This window comes from Pseudomonas sp. NFACC42-2, assembly GCF_900116055.1.
Taxonomy (GTDB): Bacteria; Pseudomonadota; Gammaproteobacteria; order Pseudomonadales; family Pseudomonadaceae; genus Aquipseudomonas; species Aquipseudomonas marginalis.
On record NZ_FOZO01000012.1, the window covers coordinates 117,213 to 140,164 of the forward strand.

Annotated in this window: 18 protein-coding genes; 12 read left to right on the plus strand and 6 right to left on the minus strand. The window is 62.9% G+C overall.

The genetic code is table 11. From position 1 onward, the window contains the following. Window positions 1-1,962, minus strand: coding sequence for a choline transporter BetT (gene betT, locus BM416_RS20745; RefSeq protein ID WP_175539087.1), 1,962 nt, complete (start codon window positions 1,960-1,962; stop codon window positions 1-3). A gap of 392 nt (window positions 1,963-2,354) precedes the next feature. Then, entirely contained in the window at window positions 2,355-3,281 is a 927-nt protein-coding gene (epsC, locus tag BM416_RS20750) for a serine O-acetyltransferase EpsC (protein ID WP_092489301.1), read from the minus strand. A 166-nt stretch (window positions 3,282-3,447) separates the two neighbouring features. Here epsC and BM416_RS20755 point away from each other — a divergent pair, with 166 nt between their 5' ends. From BM416_RS20755 to BM416_RS20810, 12 genes are all read left to right on the plus strand, one after another. Next, window positions 3,448-4,443, plus strand: coding sequence for a D-cysteine desulfhydrase (locus tag BM416_RS20755; protein WP_065948523.1), 996 nt, complete (start codon window positions 3,448-3,450; stop codon window positions 4,441-4,443). Between the two features lie 217 nt (window positions 4,444-4,660). Then, entirely contained in the window at window positions 4,661-5,455 is a 795-nt protein-coding gene (gene tcyJ / locus BM416_RS20760; RefSeq protein ID WP_027607832.1) for a cystine ABC transporter substrate-binding protein, read from the plus strand. Next, window positions 5,455-6,120: a cystine ABC transporter permease gene (gene tcyL, locus BM416_RS20765; RefSeq protein ID WP_032884921.1), complete on the plus strand. Its 666-nt coding sequence runs from the start codon at window positions 5,455-5,457 to the stop codon at window positions 6,118-6,120. The genes tcyJ and tcyL overlap by 1 nt, the downstream gene beginning before the upstream one ends. Before the next feature lie 3 nt (window positions 6,121-6,123). Further along, window positions 6,124-6,870 (plus strand): L-cystine ABC transporter ATP-binding protein TcyN, encoded by a 747-nt coding sequence (tcyN, locus tag BM416_RS20770; protein ID WP_027607834.1) that lies wholly within the window; start codon window positions 6,124-6,126, stop codon window positions 6,868-6,870. 305 nt (window positions 6,871-7,175) lie between these two features. After that, the gene (locus BM416_RS20775) at window positions 7,176-7,952 is read left to right on the plus strand and encodes a hypothetical protein (protein ID WP_092489302.1); all 777 of its coding nucleotides are present in this window, start codon (window positions 7,176-7,178) and stop codon (window positions 7,950-7,952) included. A gap of 187 nt (window positions 7,953-8,139) precedes the next feature. Next, window positions 8,140-9,381 (plus strand): SfnB family sulfur acquisition oxidoreductase, encoded by a 1,242-nt coding sequence (locus BM416_RS20780; protein WP_092489303.1) that lies wholly within the window; start codon window positions 8,140-8,142, stop codon window positions 9,379-9,381. Between the two features lie 24 nt (window positions 9,382-9,405). Then, window positions 9,406-10,599, plus strand: coding sequence for an SfnB family sulfur acquisition oxidoreductase (locus tag BM416_RS20785; RefSeq protein WP_092489304.1), 1,194 nt, complete (start codon window positions 9,406-9,408; stop codon window positions 10,597-10,599). Continuing rightward, the gene (locus BM416_RS20790; protein ID WP_092489305.1) at window positions 10,599-11,951 is read left to right on the plus strand and encodes an LLM class flavin-dependent oxidoreductase; all 1,353 of its coding nucleotides are present in this window, start codon (window positions 10,599-10,601) and stop codon (window positions 11,949-11,951) included. Before BM416_RS20785 ends, BM416_RS20790 begins: the two co-directional genes overlap by 1 nt. 49 nt (window positions 11,952-12,000) lie before the next feature. Further along, the gene (locus BM416_RS20795; protein ID WP_092489306.1) at window positions 12,001-12,816 is read left to right on the plus strand and encodes a MetQ/NlpA family ABC transporter substrate-binding protein; all 816 of its coding nucleotides are present in this window, start codon (window positions 12,001-12,003) and stop codon (window positions 12,814-12,816) included. Beyond that, window positions 12,813-13,928, plus strand: coding sequence for a methionine ABC transporter ATP-binding protein (locus tag BM416_RS20800; protein ID WP_092489307.1), 1,116 nt, complete (start codon window positions 12,813-12,815; stop codon window positions 13,926-13,928). The genes BM416_RS20795 and BM416_RS20800 overlap by 4 nt, the downstream gene beginning before the upstream one ends. Further along, complete coding sequence (locus tag BM416_RS20805; protein ID WP_027607841.1) at window positions 13,918-14,562, plus strand: methionine ABC transporter permease; 645 nt, start codon at window positions 13,918-13,920, stop codon at window positions 14,560-14,562. Before BM416_RS20800 ends, BM416_RS20805 begins: the two co-directional genes overlap by 11 nt. Window positions 14,563-14,601: 39 nt before the next feature. Beyond that, window positions 14,602-15,228, plus strand: coding sequence for a class I SAM-dependent methyltransferase (locus tag BM416_RS20810; RefSeq protein ID WP_065941080.1), 627 nt, complete (start codon window positions 14,602-14,604; stop codon window positions 15,226-15,228). A 71-nt stretch (window positions 15,229-15,299) separates the two neighbouring features. On the opposite strand, the gene BM416_RS20815 is transcribed toward BM416_RS20810, so the two are convergent. The 4 genes from BM416_RS20815 to BM416_RS20830 all read right to left on the minus strand — a co-directional run bounded on the left by BM416_RS20815 (window position 15,300) and on the right by BM416_RS20830 (window position 22,844). Beyond that, on the minus strand, window positions 15,300-17,471 hold the full coding sequence (locus tag BM416_RS20815; RefSeq protein WP_092489308.1) for a glycoside hydrolase: 2,172 nt from the start codon (window positions 17,469-17,471) through the stop codon (window positions 15,300-15,302). Between the two features lie 161 nt (window positions 17,472-17,632). Continuing rightward, entirely contained in the window at window positions 17,633-20,698 is a 3,066-nt protein-coding gene (locus BM416_RS20820; protein ID WP_092489309.1) for an efflux RND transporter permease subunit, read from the minus strand. After that, complete coding sequence (locus tag BM416_RS20825; protein ID WP_092489310.1) at window positions 20,695-21,765, minus strand: efflux RND transporter periplasmic adaptor subunit; 1,071 nt, start codon at window positions 21,763-21,765, stop codon at window positions 20,695-20,697. Before BM416_RS20825 ends, BM416_RS20820 begins: the two co-directional genes overlap by 4 nt. Continuing rightward, on the minus strand, window positions 21,762-22,844 hold the full coding sequence (locus tag BM416_RS20830; RefSeq protein ID WP_065948527.1) for an efflux RND transporter periplasmic adaptor subunit: 1,083 nt from the start codon (window positions 22,842-22,844) through the stop codon (window positions 21,762-21,764). Before BM416_RS20830 ends, BM416_RS20825 begins: the two co-directional genes overlap by 4 nt. Between the last annotated feature and the right edge of the window lie 108 nt (window positions 22,845-22,952).

The following is a 22,952-nucleotide window of genomic DNA, read 5'->3' on the forward strand; positions in this document are numbered from 1 at the left end:
TCAACGCACCAAGTGCAGGAACTGCAGGTGCCGCTCGTACTGGTCGAGGATATCGTTGATGATCTGCTCCTTGGTGTAGCCCACCAGGTCGTAGTCCTGGCTGCCCTCGCTCAAGTGCACTTCCGCGCGGTAGTAGCGGCGATTGTTGAGCTGCTTGGACCCCATGCCGCCGCGTGCAAATGAGGGCGTGAAATAGCCGCGCATCTGCACCTGGTACACGAACGGATGCTCTTCGCCGTGGCCGATTTCCAGGCTGACGCTGTCGTTGGACGGGTCCGGCTGGGTGACGACGTTGAGGCCTTTTTCGACAAACACCGCCGTCACTTCTTCGATCGCCGGACGCACCGTGGCCTCAAGGAAACGGTACACCTCGTCCCGCGACGGGAAATGCACGGCCTGGCTCAAACGCTGGCGCCAACCGCCGGTGCCCTTGCGGGAGCCCGACACCGGCGCCAACGAATGCAACTGCGCAATCTGCTTTTGCGACTCGAGGTAGAAGGCCTTGTGCAGCCCCCACATCATCAGCAACAGGATCAGCGAGAACGGCAGCGAGGTCAGCACCACCGCCGATTTCAGCGAATCGATGCTGCCGGCAAACAGCAAGGCACTGGTGACCAGCGCGGTCATCGCGCCCCAGAACACCCGCAGCCATTTCGGCCCGTCTTCGTCGGCGTTGCCGCCCTTGGACGACAGGGTCGAGAGCACCACGGTGCCGGAGTCGGCCGACGTGACGAAGAACACGAAGCTGATAAACACCGTGACCGCGATCACGGTTTTGCTCCACGGGTAGGTTTCCAGCAGCAGGTAGAGGCTCATCGACGGATCATCGATGGCCGACTGGCCGAGGGCGGCCATCCCGTGGTTGAGCACCTGGTCGATGGCGCTGTTGCCGAAAATCGACATCCACGCCAGGGTGAAGCCCAGCGGGATCAGCAGCACGCCGAACACGAATTCGCGGATGGTCCGGCCACGGGAAATGCGCGCGATAAACAGGCCTACGAATGGCGACCATGCAATCCACCAGGCCCAGTAGAACACCGTCCAGCCGCCGAGCCAGTCGCTCGGTTTGTCGTAGGCGTACACATCGAAACTCTTGGTCGGCAACGCGCCCAGGTAATCACCGATGTTCTGGATCAGGGTGTTGAGCAAGTGCTGGGTCGGCCCGGCGAACAACACGAACAGCAGCAGCGCGCAGGCCAGCAGCATGTTGATGTCGGACATCACCCGCACGCCCTTGTCGACGCCGGCCACGGCGACCAGGATCGCCGCGCCCATCATCAGGGTGATCAGGCCGACCTGGATCCACTGGGTGTGGGCAACGCCGAACAGGTAGTCGAGGCCGGAATTGAGGTGCAGCACGCCAAAGCCCATGTCGGCCCCCAGGCCGAACACCGTGGCAATGATGCCGAAGCCATCCACCGCATAGCCGATAGGGCCGTTGATGCGCTTGCCGATCAGCGGGTACAGCGCCGAGCGCAACGCCAGCGGCAGGTTATGCCGGTAGGCGAAATACGCCAGCGCCATGCCGACAAACGCAAACACGCCCCAGCCGTGCAGGCCCCAGTGCAGGAACAGCACCTGCATGGCCTGGCGCGCGGCGTCGGCATTCATGGCCTCGCCCTGGGGCGGTTGCACCAGGTGCGTCAGCGGCTCGGACACGCAGAAGAAGAACAACGTGATGCTGATCCCTGCGGCGAACAGCATGCCGGCCCAGGACAGGTAACTGAATTCGGGCTCGTCGTGGTCGGCACCGAGTTTTATCTTGCCGTAGCCCGATAGCGCGGTGACCACCACGAAGACCAGATACAGGGTCATCGCCAGCATGTAGTACCAGCCGACCGTGTTGGCCGCCCAGTTTTGCGCCGCCAGCAACCAGGCACCGGCCTGTTGCGGGATAGCGATGACAGTGATGCCGAACAGCAAGATGAAGGTGGCGGCAAAGTAGAAGACCGGCGCATTCATGCGCACCAGGCCGCTGGATGGGGTGGACGATGCACTCATGAACGATGCACCCCGAGGGTGAGGGATGTGGCTGTATAAAACGGACTCAGCAAAGGTAAGCCTCCTGTTGTGAGCGGGCAGCGAACCACCGGGTTTAACTTGAACGAACGTTCAAGTTAAACATGAATAGGCGGTTTGGGGCTAATCGCAGGGCTGAGTGGTATGACGGGTGAGCAAAGGAAATCGTTCAGCGACTGCTGACTGAAATACGGGCTCCGTGTGGAATGCCGTCAAAATGTGGGAGGGGGCTTGCCCCCGATGGCGGTGGTTCAGCCAATTCATTTTTGACTGACACTCCGCTATCGGGGGCAAGCCCCCTCCCACAGGGTTTTGTGTGATTTTTAAGACCGGCGCTATTTTTGCGCCCCATCATCATGCTGCAGATTCGCCTGCGTAATATTCGCCCCCGCCGGCACACTGCGGGTCAGCCACACATTGCCGCCAATGGTCGAACCCTTGCCGATGGTGATGCGCCCGAGGATCGTCGCCCCGGCATAGATCACCACGTCGTCCTCGACAATCGGGTGGCGCGCATGGCCCTTCTGCAACTGCCCATCTTCATCCGCCGGGAAGCGCTTGGCCCCCAAGGTGACGGCCTGATAAATGCGCACCCGCTCGCCGATGATCGCGGTTTCGCCGATCACCACGCCCGTGCCGTGGTCGATGAAGAAACTCGGGCCAATCTGCGCGCCGGGGTGGATATCGATGCCGGTGGCCGAGTGGGCGATTTCCGCGCTGATCCGTGCCAGCAGCGGCAAGCCGGCGCGGTACAGGTGGTGGGCCAGGCGATGGTGAATCACCGCGAGGATCCCCGGGTAGCACAGCAGCACTTCATCCACGCTGCGCGCGGCCGGGTCGCCGTGGTAGGCGGCGAGCACGTCGGTGTCCAACAGGCTGCGCAAGGACGGCAAGGCCAGGGCGAAATCCTGGATCAGCCGGATGGCATGGGCGTCGATCTGGCTGTCATCCTCGCCGCCCTGGCGCGCGGCATAGCGCAACTCCAGGCGCGCCTGGGCCAGCAAGGCATTCAGCGCAACGTCGAGGGTATGGCCGACGTAGAAATCTTCACTTTCTTCACGCAAGTCCGCCGGCCCCAGGCGCATCGGAAACAGCGCACCACACAGGGCTTCGAGAATCTGGGCAACGGCTTCACGGGACGGCAATTCGCGACCGCCATGCTCGCCGCTCAAGCGGCCATTGCGTGTTCGCCACTGGTCACGGGCGCTGCGCAGTTGGCTGACGATGGTCTGTAATTGCCAATGGCTGGAACGCTCACTCACGGTATTCACTCCTGACGTAATGGCCATCACTTTACGGTATCCACCCTGGCCGCCCTTAAGAACCAATGGTGCGATGCTAAGAACCATCAGGCATAAGCGATTGACGGTTGCCCGATGAAAAGTGCCTGCCTATAGTCGCTCCATCCCTTAGCCACCGTGCGTAGCCATGATCAAGCAACAGCTCGACCGTTTTAACCGCCTGGAACTGCTCGGCGGCGCCACCGCCCTGGAAAAACTCGAACGGCTGTCGACCTGGTTGGGACGCGACATCTACGTCAAGCGCGACGACACCACGCCACTGGCCATGGGCGGCAACAAGCTGCGCAAACTCGAATACCTGGCAGCCGATGCCATCGCCCAGGGCGCCGATACCCTGGTGACCGCCGGCGCGATCCAGTCCAACCACGTACGCCAGACCGCCGCCCTCGCCGCCAGGCTCGGCCTCGGCTGCGTCGCCCTGCTGGAAAACCCCACCGGCACCGAAGACCCCAACTACCTGGGCAACGGCAACCGCCTGCTGCTGGAGTTGTTCGACGCCAAGGTAGAGTTGGTGGAAAACCTCGACAACGTCGACGACCAACTCAACGCCCTTGCCGATCGCCTGCGCAGCAACGGCAAGAAGCCATACCTGGTTCCCATCGGCGGCTCCAATGCCCTCGGCGCCCTCGGCTACGTACGCGCCGGCCTGGAGCTGGCCGCACAGATCGAAGACAGCGGTATCGAATTCGCCGCCGTGGTGCTGGCCTCCGGCAGCGCCGGTACCCACAGTGGTCTGGCCCTGGCCTTGAGTGAAGTGCTGCCGCAACTGCCCGTGATCGGCATCACCGTATCGCGCACGGAAGAAGCGCAGTTCCCGAAAGTCCAGGGCCTGGCCGAGCGCACGGCCGAGTTGCTCGGCGTGGACATCCCCGACGCGTTCAAGGTGATCCTGTGGGACGAATATTTCGGCCCCCGTTATGGTGAACCGAACGCCGGCACCCTTTCGGCGGTCAAGCTATTGGCGAGCCAGGAAGGCCTGCTGCTGGACCCGGTCTACACTGGCAAGGCCATGGCCGGCTTGCTGGACGGTATCGGCCGCCAGCGCTTCGAAGATGGCCCGATTATTTTCCTGCATACCGGTGGGGCACCGGCGTTGTTTGCCTATGACTCGGTTTTCAACTGAATAAATGCGGGCTAAATGTGGGAGGGGGCCTGCCCCTCCCATATTAGACTCGCCAAATATTCCTAAATAGAATATCAAATAAGATTTATATTATTTTCAAGTCTTAAAACCCGGCTTTATCATCGCGCCGTAGGCGAAGACGCGCTACGCGCTTTAAGGCAGGATACGACTACCGCGTCACCTGCTTCGCTCAACATAAAAAACACAGGGGCTCTTCATGACTATTTCTGTATTGCGTCGCACGTTGCTCGTTGGCACTTTGGGTCTGGCGCTCGGTGCCGGTTGGCTGGGCCAGGCGGTTGCCGGCGAGCAACTGGGCAACATCAAAAAGGCCGGCGAGATCAAAATCGGCCTGGAAGGCACCTACCCGCCGTTCAGCTTCGTCGATGAAAGTGGCAAGCTCAGCGGCTTCGAAGTCGAGCTGTCCGAGGCCCTGGCCAAAGAGCTGGGCGTGAAGGTCAAGCTGCAAGCCACGCCATGGGACGGCATCCTCGCCGCCCTGGAATCCAAGCGCCTGGATGCGGTGGTCAACCAAGTCACCATCTCCGAAGAGCGCAAGAAGAAATACGACTTTTCCACGCCCTACACCGTGTCCGGTATCCAGGCGCTGGTGCTGAAAAAGAACGTCGACACCATCAAGACCGCCGACGACCTGGCCGGCAAGAAAGTCGGGGTAGGCCTGGGCACCAACTACGAACAATGGCTCAAGGACAACCAACCCAAAGCCATTATCAAGACCTATAACGATGACCCGACCAAGTTCCAGGACCTGCGCATCGGCCGTATCGACGCCATCCTGATCGACCGCCTGGCCGCCCTGGAATACGCCAAGAAAGCCCCGGACACCGCCGCTGCCGGCGACGCCTTCTCCCGCCAGGAAGCCGGTATCGCCCTGCGCAAAGGCGAGCCCGAGCTGCTTGAAGCGGTGAACAAGGCCCTCGACAAGCTGCGCGCCGACGGCACCTTGAAGAAGCTGTCCGAGAAGTACTTCAACGCTGACGTCACTCAATAATGGAAGCAGGTTTCCAACTCGCGCTAGACTCCGCGCCCTTTCTGCTCAAGGGCGCGTATTACACGGTGATTCTCAGCCTTGGCGGGATGTTTTTCGGCTTGCTGCTGGGCTTCGGCCTGGCCTTGATGCGGTTGTCGCGCTTCAAACTGCTGAGCTGGACAGCCCGCGTCTACGTGTCGTTCTTTCGCGGCACGCCCTTGCTGGTACAGCTGTTTCTGATCTACTACGGCTTGCCGCAAGTGGGCATCGAGCTGGATCCGATCCCGGCCGCCATGATCGGCTTTTCACTGAACATGGCCGCCTACGCCTGTGAAATCCTGCGGGCCGCCATCGCCTCCATCGAGCGTGGCCAATGGGAAGCCGCTGCCAGTATCGGCATGACCCGTGCACAGACCCTGCGCCGGGCCATCCTGCCACAGGCAATGCGCACCGCCCTGCCACCGTTGGGCAACAGCTTTATTTCGCTGGTCAAGGACACCGCGCTGGCCGCCACCATCCAGGTGCCAGAACTATTCCGCCAGGCTCAACTGGTGTCTGCGCGCACCTTCGAAATTTTCACCATGTATCTATCCGCCGCCCTGATCTACTGGGTGCTGGCCAGCATCCTGGCGCATTTCCAAAACCGCCTGGAAGACCGGGTCAACCGGCATGACCTGGAGTCTTGAAGCATGATCGTGGTTGAAAAACTGACCAAACAATTCAACGGTCAGGTGGTACTCAACGGCATCGACCTGGAGGTCAAGGAAGGCGAAGTCGTCGCCATCATCGGCCCCAGCGGTTCCGGCAAGACCACCTTCCTGCGCTGCCTGAATTTCCTCGAAGAACCCACCAGCGGCCGGATCAAGGTGGGCGACATCCAGATCGACGGCAGCAAACCGCTCAACCAGCAACAAGGCCTGGTGCGGCGCCTGCGCCAGCACGTGGGTTTTGTGTTCCAGAACTTCAACCTGTTCCCCCACCGCACAGCGCTGGAAAACGTCATCGAAGGGCCGACCGTGGTCAAGAAGATGCCCCGTGAAGCCGCTGTTGCCCTTGGGCGCAAGCTGCTGGCCAGGGTTGGCCTGGCGGGCAAGGAAGACGCCTACCCACGGCGCCTGTCCGGCGGCCAGCAACAGCGCGTGGCAATTGCCCGCGCGCTGGCCATGGAACCGGAAGTGATCCTGTTCGACGAACCCACCTCGGCGCTGGACCCGGAGCTGGTGGGCGAAGTGCTGGCGACCATCCGCAGCCTCGCCGAAGAAAACCGCACCATGGTCATCGTCACCCACGAAATGAGCTTTGCCCGCGATGTGGCCAACCGGGTGATCTTCTTCGACAAGGGCGTGATCGTGGAGCAAGGCGAAGCCAAGGCGTTGTTCGCCAACCCCAAGGAAGAACGCACCCGGCAGTTCCTGAGCAAGTTCCTCGCCCACTGATGTGGCGAGGGAGCTTGCTCCCTCACCACACAATCGGCTCCTACAGGAAATCCTCGCCATCCACGCGTAAACCCGCCGTCTCCCCGATCCAAAAATCCCCCGCCCAGTCAGACCCTTCTGAATCTGCTCCAACCCGCCGTTTAGCCTTTTGCCGCCATTGACGCTCCTTGGCCAACCCTCTTATCTAGCGTCCAGAGGATTGGATCCTATCCCGGCTACTCACTGAATCGTTCCTTTCAGCCCACCTGCGCACCCGCGCCGCGAGGCTGGAACGATTGCTGCTGGCTGCATCAAGGAGATTACTTATGACGCGCACTGCAACCCCGGCCCTGCTCACGGCCCCCACCTTGCCCCAGGCTAACCGGCACGGCATCAACGCACTGGCGGCCAGTCAACTGCAGGTGGACATCGCGCCTTACCCCGGCATGGATGAGGGCGACCTGATCGAACTGTTCTGGAACAACTGCTTTGCCGCCTCACGCAGGGTGAGCGCGTGCAAGGTCGGCTCGCCGACCCATCTGCGGGTGCCGGAAAGTTTTGTGCTGGACGGCCTGGCCCAGGTGCATTACCAGGTCATGCAAGTCGGTCGTGCACCTGCCCGCTCGGCCGTGAAAGGTGTGTGCGTAAAGACCCGATACCCCGGCGGCCAGCCCTCCCCCCTGTACAGCGACGAAAACCACAACCTCGCCCCCGTCGGTTTGCCCGAGACCATCCGTCGCTACGGCGTCAACGGTCGCCAGGTGCGACGGGGTATTCCGCTGACCATCGCGCCTTACCTGAACATGGCCACGGGCGATGCCATCACCCTGCGCTGGGGAGACGTACGCATGGACCTGCCCAGGATCCAGGCCAAAGCCGTCGGGGTGGTCGTGCAGGTGTGGGTGCCTTCGACGGTGATTGTCGAGGCCGGTGACGACAGCCGCCTGGAGGTGACGTACTGCATTCTCGATCGTGTCGGCAACAATTCGCGCTGGGCGCCCACGCGTACGCTGCGCATTGCCGCCTGCGCGCCGAGCCAGCCGGCCGGGACCGCGTGGGTCTACCAACCACGGCCCCTCGGCTCACCCTGTGAACCGGGGTGACAGACCTTCTATGCATATTCCCAAAAGTTAGTTTATTTAAATATTTAACACGCTTAGGGTATATACACCGGACCACCGGACATCTCTGATTTTTCTGTTTTTATTTCATTGAATGCGAGGTCGGTATGGTCAGAATTACCCCGGTGCATAACGCCAGGGCATTACGTGCAGCCAAGGAGCGGCGCTGATGTCTAACTTGGCTCTAACACCCCCCCAGAGTGATCTGGACGTTGCTCCCCTGCTGTTGCCGGCCACCGTGCTGCGCAACGATGCAGAGGCGCTGAAGGCTGCCCACGAACTGGCCCAGGCCGCGCGCCTGCACGCCGCCCAGCGTGACCAGCAACGCAAGCTGCCGTGGGCGCAGATCGAACAATTCACCCGCAGTGGGCTGGGCAGTATTTCCATCCCCCGCGAATACGGCGGCCCACAGGTGTCGTTCACCACCCTGGCCGAGGTGTTCGCGATCATCAGCGCGGCAGACCCTGCCCTCGGGCAGATCCCGCAGAACCATTTCGGCATCCTGCAGGTGTTGCAGGGCGCCGCCACCGAGCGCCAGAAAGAGCACCTGTTCCAGAGCGTCCTCGACGGCTGGCGCATCGGCAATGGCGGACCTGAACGCGGCACCAAAAACACCCTGGAGCTCAAGGCGCGCATCACCGCCCAGGGCGATGGTTACGTGATCAGCGGCCAGAAGTTCTACTCCACCGGCGCACTGTTTGCCCACTGGGTGGCGGTGAAGGCGCTGAACGACGACGGCAGGCAGGTCATGGCGTTTGTACGCCGTGGCACCGCAGGGCTGCGCATCGTGGATGACTGGTCGGGCTTCGGCCAACGCACCACCGCCAGCGGCACCGTCTTGCTTGATCGTGTCCCCGTGGATGCCGAGTTGGTCGTGGAAAACTGGCGCATCGGCGAAAGCCCGACTATCCAGGGCGCCGTTTCGCAACTGATCCAGGCCGCCATCGACGCCGGCATCGCCCGTGGCGCGCTGGATGACACCATCGCCTTCGTCCGTGAGCGTTCGCGCCCGTGGATCGACGCCAAGGTCGAGCGCGCCAGCGATGACCTCTACGTGATCGCCGATATCGGCAAGCTGAAGATCGAACTGCACGCCGCCGAAGCGCTGTTGCGCAAGGCCGGGCAAGTGCTGGACCAGGTCAGCGCCGCTCCGATCACCGCACAGTCCGCCGCGCGTGCGTCGATTGCCGTGGCCGAAGCGAAGGTGCTCACCACTGAAGTGTCGTTGCTGGTCAGCGAAAAGCTCTTCGAACTGGCCGGCAGCCGCGCCACCCTCGCCGAATTCAACCTCGACCGTCACTGGCGCAACGCCCGGGTGCACACCCTGCACGACCCGGTGCGCTGGAAGTATCACGCCGTCGGCGCCTATCGCTTGAACGGCACGTTGCCGGCTCGCCATTCCTGGATTTAACCGACCAGACCTCTGGAGAAACTCATGACCTTTTCTCACCGTGTCGCGGTTATCACCAGCGACGAACAGGCCCTTGTTGTCGCCAGCGACCTGGCCGAAGACTTGTGCCGCGACAGCGCCCAGCGCGACCGCGAACGCCGCCTGCCGCTGCCCGAGCTGGACGTGTTCTCGCGCTCCGGCCTGTGGGGCATTAGTGTGCCCAAGGCATTTGGCGGCGCCGGGGTGTCCAACGTCACCCTGGCCAAGGTCATTGCCCTGATCGCCCAGGCGGATGCCTCCCTGGGCCAGATTCCGCAAAACCATTTCTACGCCCTCGAAGTGCTGCGCGTGAATGGCAGCCCTGAACAGCAACAACGCCTGTACGCCGAAGTACTCGCCGGCCGGCGTTTCGGCAACGCCCTGGCGGAACTGGGCACCAGGACCGCCCATGATCGCGTCACCAAGATCACCCGCGACGGCGACGGCTTCCGCATCACCGGCCGCAAGTTCTACGCCACCGGCGCGATCTACGCCCAGCGCATTCCTACCTCGGTGGTGGATGAACACGGCATCCAGCAACTGGCCTTTGTCCCCCGTGACAGCGAAGGCCTGACGGTCATCGACGACTGGAGCGGCTTCGGCCAGCGCACCACCGGCAGCGGCTCGGTGGTGTTCGATAACGTGTGGGTTGCGGCGCAAGACGTGATCCCGTTCCAGAGCGCTTTCGAGCGCCCGACCACGGTCGGCCCGCTGGCGCAGATTCTTCACGCCGCCATCGACACCGGCATCGCCCGCGCCGCCTTTGAAGATGCGCTGCACTTTGTGCGCACCAAGACCCGCCCGTGGATCGACTCCGGCAACGACAAGGCCACCGAAGACCCGCTGACCCTGAAGAGCTTCGGCCACCTGAGCATTCGCCTGCACGCCGCTGAAGCCTTGCTGGAACGTGCCGGTGTTTACCTCGACCGCGCCCAGGCCGACAGCAATGCCGAGACCGTGGCGGCAGCGTCCATCGCCGTCGCTGAAGTCCGCGCCTTGAGCACCGAGATTTCCCTGGCCGCCGGCAGCACCCTGTTCGAGCTGGCCGGCAGCCAGGCCACCCTCGCCGAGCACGGCCTCGACCGCCACTGGCGCAACGCCCGCGTGCACACCCTGCACGACCCGGTGCGCTGGAAGTACCACGCGGTAGGCAATTACTACCTCAACGCTGAAAACCCGCCACTGCGGGGGACCATTTGATGGCAAAGAAAAAGATCCTGCTCAATGCCTTCAACATGAACTGCATCGGGCATATCAACCACGGTATGTGGACCCATCCACGGGACACGTCCACCCAGTACAAAAGCATCGAGTACTGGACCGACCTCGCGCAAACCCTGGAGCGCGGGCTGTTCGACGGTTTGTTCATCGCCGATATCGTCGGCGTGTATGACGTGTACCAGAACTCCATCGATGTGCCGCTCAAGGAGTCGATCCAGCTGCCGGTCAATGACCCGCTGCTGCTGGTTTCGGCGATGGCCGCCGTGACGCGGAACCTCGGCTTTGGCCTCACCGCCAACCTCACCTATGAGCCGCCGTATCTGTTCGCCCGGCGCATGTCCACGCTCGACCACCTGAGCCGTGGCAGGGTCGGCTGGAACATCGTCACCGGCTACCTCGACAGCGCCGCCAAGGCCATGGGCCTCACCGAACAGGTCGAGCATGACCGGCGCTACGACCAGGCCGATGAATACCTGGAGGTGCTCTACAAACTCTGGGAAGGCAGCTGGGAAGACGACGCGGTGCTCAACGATCCGCAGGCGCGGGTCTATGCGCAGCCGGGCAAGGTGCACAAGGTCGAGCACCATGGCGAGTTCTACCAGGTGGAGGGTTATCACCTGTGCGAGCCGTCGCCGCAGCGTACGCCGGTGCTGTTCCAGGCCGGCAGTTCGGACCGTGGCCTGTTGTTCGCCGGGCGCCATGCCGAGTGCGTATTCATCAGCGGCCAGAACAAGGCCGCGACCAAGGTGCAGGTGGACAAGGTGCGCGCCAGCGCGGTCGAGGCCGGGCGCAACCCGGATGACATCAAGGTGTTCATGGGGCTGAACGTGATCGTCGGCGCCACCGAAGAACTGGCCTGGGCCAAGCATGCCGAGTACCTGAGCTATGCCAGCGCAGAGGCCGGCGTCGCGCACTTTTCGGCGTCCACCGCGATTGATTTTGCCCAATACGAACTGGACGAACCGATCCAGTACGTGAAGAGCAACGCGATCCAGTCGGCCACCAAAAACCTGCAAAACAACGACTGGACCCGGCGCAAATTGCTCGAACAGCACGCCCTCGGCGGGCGCTATATCACCCTGGTCGGCTCCCCCGAACAGGTCGCTGACGAGCTGGAATCCTGGATCAGCGAAACCGGGCTGGATGGTTTCAACCTGACGCGCATTGTCACCCCGGAAAGCTATGTGGACTTTATCGACCTGGTAGTGCCGGAGTTGCAGAAGCGGGGGTCGTACAAGACTGAATATGAGAGCGGCACGCTGCGGGAAAAGGTCTTCCACGGCAGTGCTCGCCTACCTGAACAACACACCGGCTCGACCTACCGCCACTGAACAGAAATCTGCATTGTTTGCCCTAATACCTTATGACTGGAAATCCACTATGAAAAAGACATTCCTCAATAACCCAGTCAAAGCACTGGCCCTGGCCTTCGGGTTGTTCAGCTCGGCGGTGTTCGCTGCCGATGCACCGTTGAAAATCGGCACCACCGCCGCCTTCGCGATTCCCCTGGAAGCCGCCGTTGCCGAAGCCGGCAAGCAAGGCTTGAAAGTCGAGCTGGTGGAATTCACCGACTGGATCGCGCCCAACGTCAGCCTGGCCGCCGGCGATATTGACGTGAACTACTTCCAGCACATCCCGTTCCTGGAAAACGCCAAGGCCGCCGCCGGTTTTGACCTGGTGCCGTACGCGCCGGGCATCATCAACAACGTCGGGCTGTATTCGAAAAAGTACAAAAGCATCAACGACCTGCCCCAGGGCGCCAGCGTGGCGATTGCCAACGACCCGATCAACAGCGGTCGCGGCCTGCAACTGCTGGCCAAGGCCGGCTTGATCACCCTCAAGCCGGGCGTGGGCTACAAGGCCACCGAAGAAGACATCGTCAGCAACCCGAAGAAGATCAAGATCCTGCAAGTCGAGGCCGTGCAACTGGTGCGCGCCTATGACGACGCGGACCTGGTGCAGGGCTACCCGGCCTACATCCGCCTGTCCAAGACCTTCGATGCCGAGTCGGCGCTGCTGTTCGACGGCCTCGACCACCCGGAATACGTGATCCAGTTCGTGATCCAGCCAAAAAGCAAAACCGACCCGCGCGTGATCAAGTTCGTCGACATCTACCAGCACTCGCCGGTGGTGCGTGCCGCCCTGGATAAATCCCTCGGCAAGCTCTACCAAGTCGGTTGGGAAGATAAAAAATGACCGCCGCCCACGCTCGACTGCGCGACCTGGGCTCACCGCCCAGGGACGCCGAACAGACAGAACTGCATCCGGACCTGAACCGCGCGCACGTGCGCTTTATCAACCTGGGCAAGACCTACGACGGCGGCGTGCATGCCTTGCAAGGCATCGACCTGGCGATCCAGCGCGGTGAAGTGTTCGGCATTATCGGCCGCAGCGGCGCCGGCAAATCCTCGCTGATCCGCACCATCAACCGCCTGGAACAACCCAGCAGCGGGCGCGTGCTGATCGATCAGGTGGATATCGGCGACTTCGACGAAGACCACCTGGTGGCGCTGCGCCGGCGTATCGGCATGATCTTCCAGCACTTCAACCTGATGTCGGCCAAGACCGTGTGGCAGAACGTCGAATTGCCGCTGAAAGTCGCCGGCGTGCCCAAGCCCCAGCGTGAGCAAAAAGTGCGCGAGCTGCTGGAATTGGTCGGCTTGCAGGACAAGCACAAGGCCTACCCAGCGCAACTGTCCGGTGGGCAGAAACAGCGCGTGGGCATTGCCCGCTCGCTGGTGCACGACCCGCAGATCCTGCTGTGCGACGAAGCCACCTCGGCCCTCGACCCGGAGACCACCCAATCGATTCTCGGCCTGCTGCGCGAGATCAACCGGCGCCTGGGCCTGACCATCGTCTTGATCACCCATGAGATGGCGGTGATCCGCGACATCTGCGACCGCGTGGTGGTGCTGGAACACGGGCGCATCGTCGAGCAAGGTCCGGTGTGGCAAGTGTTTGGCAACCCACAGCACGAGGTCAGCCAGACCCTGCTGGCGCCGCTGCAACATGGGCTGCCGGAAGAACTGCAAAGCCGTTTGCACCCCCAGCCTGAATCGCCGGACGCCGCGCTGGTGCTGCGCTTGCAGTTCACCGGCAGCGCCAGCGATGAACCGGACCTGGCTGCGCTGTTCAGCGCCCTCGGCGGGCGGGTGCGTCTGCTGCAGGGCGGTGTCGAACGGATCCAGGGGCATGCCTTGGGGCAACTGCTGCTGGCGGTGAATGGCTCACCCCACGGCACTGAAGAACTGCGCAACCGCGCCGCGAACTGGGCACAACAGGTGGAGGTGCTGGGCTATGTGGTTTGATCGTTTAGTGCAGGGTGCCATCGACACTTTGTTGATGGTCGGCGTGTCGTCGTTGATCGCCTTGCTGGTGGGGATTCCGCTGGCGGTGTTTCTGGTGACCAGCGACAAGGGCGGCATCTACCAGGCGCCGACGCTGAACCGGGTGCTGGGGGCGTTCGTCAATCTGTTCCGCTCGATTCCGTTTTTGATCCTGATGGTGGCGTTGATCCCGTTCACGCGGCTGATCGTCGGCACCACCTATGGGGTGTGGGCGGCGGTCGTCCCGCTGACCATCGCCGCCACGCCGTTCTTCGCGCGGATCGCCGAAGTGAGTCTGCGCGAGGTCGACCACGGCCTGATCGAAGCCGCCCAGGCCATGGGTTGCCGGCGCTGGCACATCATCTGGCATGTGCTGTTGCCCGAGGCGCTGCCGGGGATTGTCGGCGGGTTCACCATCACCCTGGTGACCATGATCAACTCGTCGGCCATGGCCGGGGCGATCGGGGCCGGTGGCTTGGGCGACATTGCCTATCGCTACGGCTACCAGCGTTTCGATACGCAGATCATGCTCACAGTGATTGTGCTGCTGGTGATCCTGGTGGCGGTGATTCAACTCGGCGGCGATCGCCTGGCGCGAGTACTGAACAAGAGGTGAGGTATAGTCGGGCCATCTCAGCGCCCGGTATTCATCACCATGCCCCTCAAGCCCGACGACCTCGACCAGATCACGTCCACCACCCTCGGCCACTACAACAAGGTGGCCGAGGATTTCCGTGAAGGCACCCGCGATCACGATGTGAGCCAGAACATCGACGCGCTGCTGCGGCATATCCAGGGCTCGGCGCCCTTTACCGTGCTGGATTTCGGCTGCGGGCCGGGGCGGGACTTGCAGACCTTTACGCGCCTGGGGCATATCGCCGTCGGCCTGGATGGCTCCGAGCGGTTTGCGCAGATGGCGCGCGAAGACAGCGGCTGTGAGGTGTTGCAGCAGGACTTCCTCAAGTTGGATTTACCCGCCGAACGCTTTGACGGGATCTTTGCCAATGCGGTGCTGTTTCATATCCCCAAGCAGGAACTGCCCCGTGTGCTCAAGCAACTGCATGGGGCGTTGAAGCCCGGCGGTGTGCTGTTCAGTTCCAATCCACGGGGTGAGAACCAGGAAGGCTGGAACGGGCCGCGCTATGGTTCCTATCACGACCTCGAGGCGTGGCAGGCACTGCTCACCGCCGCCGGCTTCGTGGAACTGGAGCATTACTACCGACCCGCCGGGTTGCCTCGACCGCAGCAGCCCTGGTTGGCCAGCGTTTGGCGCAAGGCTTGAGTCAGCCCACATTTGGAATGCATGCCCCTGTGGGAGGGGGCTTGCCCCCGATGACGGACTGATACACACCCCTACTGCACCTGATACACCACCGATGTCCCATCCACCACCGCTGTCACACTCCTCGCCGCAAACCCCTCTCTCGCCCCCGTGGAAAAATTCGCCACCAACCGCGTGCCATCGGCAAACGTGGTTTCCTGCACCTGCCGATCCGCCGTCAGCCAGCGAAACCCGGTCATCGCCTGGGTGGCCAGGCGCTCATGCAGCGGTCGGAAAAATCGATCCTGGCGCTGGATCAGCGACAGCCGCGCCTTGAGCGTCGCAGCACTCAGGTGATACAGCGGCGGCACGTTGTAGAGCAGTTGGGTCAGCTCATTTTCAGCCCGTACATTGCTCAGCTTGAGGCTGTCGAACAGCCAGTGATGGGTGGTGATCACCGAGCCATGGAACACCGCCTGATACAGCGGCAGGCGCAGCGTCGGGTCGAAGTAGAGGGTGCGAAACGGCTCGTTCAGCGGCACCGATTTGAAGAACACCGCCGGTTGCTCCGGCGGGTACCAGTTGCCCACGTAGTAGGGCGACTGTTTGTCCTGGGTCATGTCGCGATCCCCCCAGCCCAGCACCGGGGTTTGCATGCCATGGGCGAACAGGATGCCCTGGGCGGTGATGGCGCTGCCGTCTTCGGAGCCGGTCGGCAATTGCAGTGTGGTGTTCAGCCAACGGGCTGCATCGATATTGCCTTCGGCGTTTTGCGCCTGGGTCATCGGTGCGTTGGTGCGGTAGCTGTCGAACAGCATGCTGGTGGCGTACGCATCGAGAAACCAGGCGTTGAAGCCGGCCTTGGCCTGCACGGCTTTCACCCGCGCCTCCAGCAGAGGCCGCACGCAGCGCGGGTCGGTGTAGTGGCCGGACTGCTGGAAGCCGGTCTTGAGCGTGCCGTCCTTCAACACGATGGCGCAGTCGCGGTAAGCCTGGCTGCCCAGGTGGGCGGTGGTCCAGTCGGGGTTTTCGGTGGCGGACAACGCGGTTTGGTAGGAATCGTAGGGCGCCATCAGGTAGCCGGCGTCGACACCGGCGCGGATGGTCTCGGGGTGCCAGAGGCCGCCTTCCCAGCCTTCGCCCAGGGTCAGCATCAAGCGTGGCAGCCCGGCGTCGCGCAGCGTCTGTACCACCTGGCTGCCCCAGGTGCCGGGGCTATCGCGCAGGGCACCGGCAAAGTCCACGGCCAATTCGCGACGCAACTCGCCGTAGCGGGCGGCAAGACGGGTCATATCGGGCTCGTCCACCTGCCAACTCTGCCGGGCCTTCCTGTTGATCGCGGCATTGAGGCCGCGTAACAGCACGCTTTGCTCGTAGCGATTCAAGGCGCGGGGCTGCGCCAGCACCGCTGCGGACTCCTTGTCCAACAGGCCTTTGAGTTCATGAGCGCGCAAGCGCTGGAGCAACAGCGGCCAATCACGCACATCCTCCGGCGCCAGCAGGTCATTGCCCCACAGGTAGACATGGCTGGCGCCCAGCAGCTTTTCAGCCCCAGGGGTTTGCCGCAGCTTGTCTGCCAGGGGCTCATAGCGACCCTGCGCGACCAACCATTGGCGATAGCGCTTGGCCCCGGCCAGCGGATCGCTTTCGCCCAGGTGCAACAGCAGTGTCATGGGGGCGGCAGGCCCGAGCGAGGTGAACTCATGGGCCAGCGACAACGCCTGGCCCCGCCAGCGCAGGCGGTTGTTATAGGGATTGGTCAGCAGCCAGTTGAGGGTAAAGGCGCCGTGATCGACGCCCCACAGCGGCAGGCTGAGGTCCTGGGTGGTGTTGATGTCACCCTGCGCCACCAGGAAAGCGTTCCACATGGCATTGCCGGCCGGCACGTAATGCCCCTCGGCCAACGGCCATATCAACCCTCGGCCCATGGCGCTCGGCGGTTGCAGAAGAATCGGCAGCTCACCGGCTTCCCGCGCCGTGATCGACAGCAGCAGGTCGCGCTGCTCAAGGCTGGCAGTCACGCGATAGGCACCGTCGTCCCATTGCCAACTGACCTGTTGCGCGTTTTGTGCGAGTTGACTGACGGCACGCGCCGCTACGCCGTTGGAGGCCTGCACCTGCGGCTGACCACTGGGTGTCACACGGATGGCGAGGGTGGCCGGGTCGAGTTCGACTCGCCACAACGGGTTTTCCAATACGGTGCCGGCAAAGGCCAGGGGCGACAGGAAGCAGCAGATCAGCAAGGTAAGACGCAGACGGTTCATGGCAGGCGACCGTTGAGAGGTGGAGGTCGAAGGGTAAAGCGCTCAACGGTTGGCCAGGGCAACAAGTGTCGCTTTCGGAAGTTTCCCACGGATCAAATGCCCAGCTGAGATCAAATTGTGGGAGGGCGGTGCGACGATTCGACTTGCCCCCTCCCACATTTTTAACCGTGTTGGTCCTGTTGTTCCTGCTTTGGTTCGCGGATCTTGTACCAGGCCACATACAGCGCCGGCAGGAACAACAACGTCAGTAAGGTGGCGATGATGATCCCGCCGATCATCGCGTAGGCCATCGGCCCCCAGAACACTTCCCGGGCAATCGGGATCATGCCCAGGCTCGCCGCCGCCGCCGTGAGCAGGATCGGCCGGCGCCGATGCTCGGTGGCTTCCACTACCGCGTCCCACGGCGTGTAGCCGGCCACTTCATATTCGTGGATCTGCGTCACCAGGATCACCGAGTTGCGGATGATGATGCCGATCAGCGCCAGGATGCCGAGGATCGCCACAAAGCCCATGGGCGTGCCCGTGGGGATCAGCGCCAGCACCACGCCGATCAGCCCCAGCGGCGCGACACTGGCCACCAGGAACATCTTCTGCACGCTGTGCAGCTGGATCATCAGGAACGTCGCCATCAGGAACAGCATCAACGGCACCACGCTGGCAATCGGGCCTTGGGCCTTGCCGCTTTCTTCCACGGTGCCGCCGGTGGCGACCTTGTAGCCCACCGGCAGGCCGGCGCTGAATCTGTCGATCTCCGGCTTGAGCTGCTTGACCAGGTCGGTCGGCTGCATCTCATCGCGCACCGAGGCCTTGATGGTGATGGTCGGCTTGCGGTCGCGACGCCACACCAGCGGCTGCTCCAGCTCATAGCGCACAGTGGCGAAGGCCAGCAGCGGGATCGAGGTGCCGTTGGGCGTGACGATCTGCAGGTTCTGCAAGGTTTCCGGCGTACCGCGTTCGGCGTCCTCGGCACGGCCGACCACGCTGATCAGGTAGATATCGTCGTGCACCTGGGTCACCGAGGCGCCGCTGACCACGCTGTTCATCAGTTGCGCCACGTCTTCGGAGGACAGCCCGAGCTGGCGCGCCTTGTCCTGGGCAATGTCGATGCGCAGCACTTTGCCCGGCTCGTTCCAGTCGTAGATGATCTCGCCCAGGTGGGTGTTTTTATCCAGCAGGGTCGCCAGTTCGATGGCGTGTTTACGCACCTGGTCGGTGTCTTTTCCGGATACGCGGTACTGGATCGGCCGCCCCACCGGCGGGCCCATTTCCAGCGGCTGCACGAAACTGCCGATCCCCACGAAGTCGTCGCGCAGGCGCTTTTGCAGGCGCGCAATCAGGGCGCCGCGCTCTTCCAGGCCTTTGCTGACGATCACCAATTGCGCGTAGTAGGGGTTTTCCAGTTGCTGATCGAGGGGCAGGTAGAACCGGATCGCACCCTGGCCAATATAAGTGCTCCAGCGCGTAATGTCCGGGTCGTCCTTGATGATCGCTTCGAGGCGGTCGACGGCCTTGCGCGTCTCGTTGATCGAGGCGTTTTGCGGCAGGTTGAGGTCGACGAGGATTTCCGGGCGGTCCGACGACGGGAAGAACTGGTTCTGCACAAACTGCATGGAGAACACCGACGCCACGAACAGGCCCACGGTGATGCCGATCGCCCACCAGCGGTTGCGCATGGCCCAGAGCATGCCGCCATTGAACGCGCGGCCGATGCGCCCCGGCTCGGCGCTGTGAGGTTTGACCTTGGCGCTGAGGATATGCACGCCGATCACCGGCGCAAACAGCACCGCCACCACCCACGACACCAGCATCGCCACGGCAATCACCGCGAACAGGGTAAAGGTGTACTCGCCTGCCGAACTGGCGTTGAGGCCAATCGGCACGAAACCCGCGACGGTCACCAAGGTACCGGTGAGCATCGGAAATGCCGTGGAGGTGTAGGCGTAGGTCGCCGCCTGCTCCTTGGTTTCGCCTTTTTCCAGGCGCGTGATCATCATCTCCACGGTGATCATCGCATCGTCCACCAACAGGCCGAGGGCGATGATCAACGCACCCAGCGACACACGCTGCATGGTGATACCGCTGTATTCCATGAACACGAATACCAGCGCCAGCACCAGTGGAATCGAGCACGCTACCACCAGCCCGGCGCGCATGCCGAGGCTGATAAAGCTCACCACCAGCACGATGATCACCGCTTCGAACAGTGCGCTGGTAAAACCGCCGACGGCCTCTTCCACCACTTCGGCCTGGTCGGAGACCTTATGCACACCGACGCCCACCGGCAGGTCGGCGGTCAGTTCGTCCATGCGCGTGTGCAGGGCCTTGCCGAACGATTGGATATTGCCGCCCTTCTGCATGGCGATGGCCAGGCCAATCGCCGGCTTGCCGTTGAAGCGGAACATCGGCCGCGCCGGGTCGACGTAGCCACGGCTGATCTCGGCGATATCCGCCAGGCGATAGAAGCGGTCATTGAGGCGCAGGTTGACGTTGGCCAGGTCTTTCTCCGAGGCGAACTGCCCCGAGGTACGCACCGAGATCCGCTCCGGCCCGGCCTCGATCACCCCGGCGGGGGTCACCGCGTTCTGCGATTGCAGGCTTTGCACCACCTGGCGCTGATCGATGCCCAGGGCCGCCAGTTTGCGCGTGGAGAAGTTCAGGTAAATCACTTCGTCCTGCTGGCCGATCATCTCGACCTTGCCCAGCCCCGGCACCGAACGGATCTCGGCGCGCACCTGCTCCACGTAGTCGCGCAACTGGCGCATCGACAGGCCGTCGCCGGTAAAGGCATACACCGAGCCGAACACATCGCCGAATTCGTCGTTGAACGACGGCCCCTGCAAGCCCTGGGGGAAGGTGCCGCGAATGTCGTCGATCTTCTTGCGGACCTGGTACCAGATCTCCGGAATCGCCTTGGCGCTGGTGGTGTCCTTGAGGAACACGAACACCGTGGATTCACCCGGTCGCGTATAGCTTTTCACATAGTCGAGGGCGTCGAGTTCCTCGAGCTTTTTCTCGATGCGGTCGGTGACCTGCCTGAGGGTTTCTTCCTGGGTCGCGCCCGGCCAGCGGGTCTGGATCACCATGGTCTTGATGGTGAACGAGGGGTCTTCCTCGCGGCCCAGGTTCATGTAGGAGAACACGCCCATCAGCAGCGCGACGAACATCAGGTACCAGACGAAGGACTGATGCTTGAGGGCCCAGTCGGATAAGTTGAAGCTGCCTTTCATCGCGGGCTGTCCTCGTCGATTTTGACTTTCTGCCCGGGCTTCAGGCTGTTCACCCCGGCGGTGACGATACGCTCGCCGGGTTTGACGCCGCCGTTGAGCACGGCGCTGTCAGCGTCACGGCTAAGCACCGTGATATCGCGCGGTTGCACGGTCTGGCTTTGGGTATCGAGGATCCAGATGCGGGTCTTGCCGTCGACTTCCTGCAAGGCGCTCAGGGGCAACTCGATGCGGGGGGCGATGGCCGAACTCAAGGTCACGCTGATCGCCGTGCCAAGGCGGAATGCGGGCGGCGTTTCAGCCAGGGTCAGGCGCGCGCGACGGGTGCGCGTGGCGCTTTGGGCCTGGGGTTCGATCTCGCGCACGGTGGCGGTGGTGTGGACGCTGGGGTCGAGTTGCCCGGCGACGAGGAACACCACGTCCGCCGGCAGGCGCTCTGCAAGACCGGCGGGCAGGTCGATCACCGCCTCCTTGATGTCCGGGCGCGCCAGGGTCACCACTTGCTGACCGGCGCTGACCACCTGGCCGGCCTCGGCATTCCAGGCGGTGACGATGCCGGCGTGGTCGGTGCGCAGCTCGGCGTAGTTGAGCTGGTCCCTGGCCTGGTTGACCGACGCCTGGGCCTGGTCGAGGGAGGCCTCGGTGGTTTTCAGGTCGGTCTGGGCCACGTCCAGTTGGGCCTGGGCACCGACGCCACGGTTGAACAGCTCCTGCTGGCGACGGGCATTGGCCTGGGCGTTGATGAACTGCGCCTGCACCCGCGCCAAATCGCCTTGGGCGGCGCGCAATTGGTTCTGTTGATCGGTCGGGTCGAGCACGGCGAGCAAGGCGCCCTTGTCCACTTCGGCACCCACATCCACGGCACGTCGGGCGATGCGACCGGGGACCCGGAAGCCCAAGTTGCTTTCGTAGCGCGCCTGGATGGTGCCGGCGAAACGGCCGAGGGTTTCCTGGTCCTCGGACTTCACTTCCATGGACAGCACCGGGCGCACGGGCTCGGGCGCCGGATCTTCCTTGGAGCAGGCCATCAGCAATAGGCTGGCGGCGAGTACAACCGTCAGGCGCTTCATGGCTGGGCTCCTGGCTGGGCGATCTCGACCAGCATGCCGGGGTGCAGCAATTGCCCACCGGCCACCACGACTTTTTCGCCGCCCTTGAGGCCGTCGCCAACAATCACTTTGCCTGTGAGGTAACGCGCCACCGTGACCTTGTGCAGTTGCGCCTTGCCCTCGCCGTCCACCAGCCATACGGCGGGCTCGCTGAGGTCTTTGGTCAACGCCGACCAGGGCAGCTCGATACTCGCCTTGGCCGGGCCATTGGCGGTGGCACTGACCACCGAACCAAGCCGCATGCCTTCGGGCAACGACTGCAGGGCGATCTTCACTTGCACCGTGCCGGTATTGGCGGCCACGGCAGGTGTGACTTCACGCACTTTACCCACGGCCTTGATGCTCGGGTTATCCAGCAGGCTGACGGTGATCGGCGCATCGGGCGGCGGCTCAACCAGCAGTGACTCATAGACGTTGAACACCGCATCGCGCTCGCCATCGCTGGCCAGGCTGAAAATCGGCACGGTGGCCTGCACCACCTGACCGACTTCGGCCTGGCGCGCGGTGATCACCCCCGGCGCATCCGCGATCAGCGCGGTATAGCCAAGTTGTTCACGGGCGTTGGCCAACTGCGCCTGCGCGGCGGCCAGGGCACTTTGGCTGCTGCGCAGCGCGGCCTGGGCGGAATCGTATTCGCTGCGGCTGGTGTAGCCCTTGGGCAGGAGCTTTTCCTGGCGCACAAACGCAGCGGCGGTTTGCTTGACCCGCGCCTGCTCGGCCACGACCTGGGCCTGGGCGGAATCGACGTTGGTCTGCAAATCCTTGGGATCGAGCCTGGCCAGCACCTGTCTGGCTTTGACGCGATCGCCTACATCCACCATGCGCTGGATGATCTTGCCGCCGACGCGGAAGGACAAATCGGTTTGCACGCGGGCCTGGATATCTCCGGTCAGCGTGACGGCCGCGGCGAAATCGGCGGGTTGTACGGTTTGAACAAAAACCCGCGAATGGGCCTTGGGCTCAGCTTTTTCCTGGCCACACGCGCTCAGCAACACCACTAAACCCAGACCGACGATACAGATGGAAATACGACCGCCCATGCAGACTCCTTGTGCGCGATGCGATGTGCCAGTGTGTATGCGACTGTGAGCTTAGTTCAGGGTTCCTTATCTGCATGGGGCTCCCGCACCCCGAGGCTTCGCAGGCCG

Excerpts from the sequence above, each read along its gene's own strand:
- betT (WP_175539087.1), bottom strand. The coding sequence starts at position 1,962 with ATGAATGCGCCGGTCTTCTACTTTGCCGCCACCTTCATCTTGCTGTTC.
- BM416_RS20755 (WP_065948523.1), top strand. The coding sequence starts at position 3,448 with ATGATCAAGCAACAGCTCGACCGTTTTAACCGCCTGGAACTGCTCGGC.
- tcyJ (WP_027607832.1), top strand. The coding sequence starts at position 4,661 with ATGACTATTTCTGTATTGCGTCGCACGTTGCTCGTTGGCACTTTGGGT.
- tcyL (WP_032884921.1), top strand. The coding sequence starts at position 5,455 with ATGGAAGCAGGTTTCCAACTCGCGCTAGACTCCGCGCCCTTTCTGCTC.
- tcyN (WP_027607834.1), top strand. The coding sequence starts at position 6,124 with ATGATCGTGGTTGAAAAACTGACCAAACAATTCAACGGTCAGGTGGTA.
- BM416_RS20775 (WP_092489302.1), top strand. The coding sequence starts at position 7,176 with ATGACGCGCACTGCAACCCCGGCCCTGCTCACGGCCCCCACCTTGCCC.
- BM416_RS20780 (WP_092489303.1), top strand. The coding sequence starts at position 8,140 with ATGTCTAACTTGGCTCTAACACCCCCCCAGAGTGATCTGGACGTTGCT.
- BM416_RS20785 (WP_092489304.1), top strand. The coding sequence starts at position 9,406 with ATGACCTTTTCTCACCGTGTCGCGGTTATCACCAGCGACGAACAGGCC.
- BM416_RS20790 (WP_092489305.1), top strand. The coding sequence starts at position 10,599 with ATGGCAAAGAAAAAGATCCTGCTCAATGCCTTCAACATGAACTGCATC.
- BM416_RS20795 (WP_092489306.1), top strand. The coding sequence starts at position 12,001 with ATGAAAAAGACATTCCTCAATAACCCAGTCAAAGCACTGGCCCTGGCC.
- BM416_RS20800 (WP_092489307.1), top strand. The coding sequence starts at position 12,813 with ATGACCGCCGCCCACGCTCGACTGCGCGACCTGGGCTCACCGCCCAGG.
- BM416_RS20805 (WP_027607841.1), top strand. The coding sequence starts at position 13,918 with ATGTGGTTTGATCGTTTAGTGCAGGGTGCCATCGACACTTTGTTGATG.
- BM416_RS20810 (WP_065941080.1), top strand. The coding sequence starts at position 14,602 with ATGCCCCTCAAGCCCGACGACCTCGACCAGATCACGTCCACCACCCTC.
- BM416_RS20815 (WP_092489308.1), bottom strand. The coding sequence starts at position 17,471 with ATGAACCGTCTGCGTCTTACCTTGCTGATCTGCTGCTTCCTGTCGCCC.
- BM416_RS20820 (WP_092489309.1), bottom strand. The coding sequence starts at position 20,698 with ATGAAAGGCAGCTTCAACTTATCCGACTGGGCCCTCAAGCATCAGTCC.
- BM416_RS20825 (WP_092489310.1), bottom strand. The coding sequence starts at position 21,765 with ATGAAGCGCCTGACGGTTGTACTCGCCGCCAGCCTATTGCTGATGGCC.
- BM416_RS20830 (WP_065948527.1), bottom strand. The coding sequence starts at position 22,844 with ATGGGCGGTCGTATTTCCATCTGTATCGTCGGTCTGGGTTTAGTGGTG.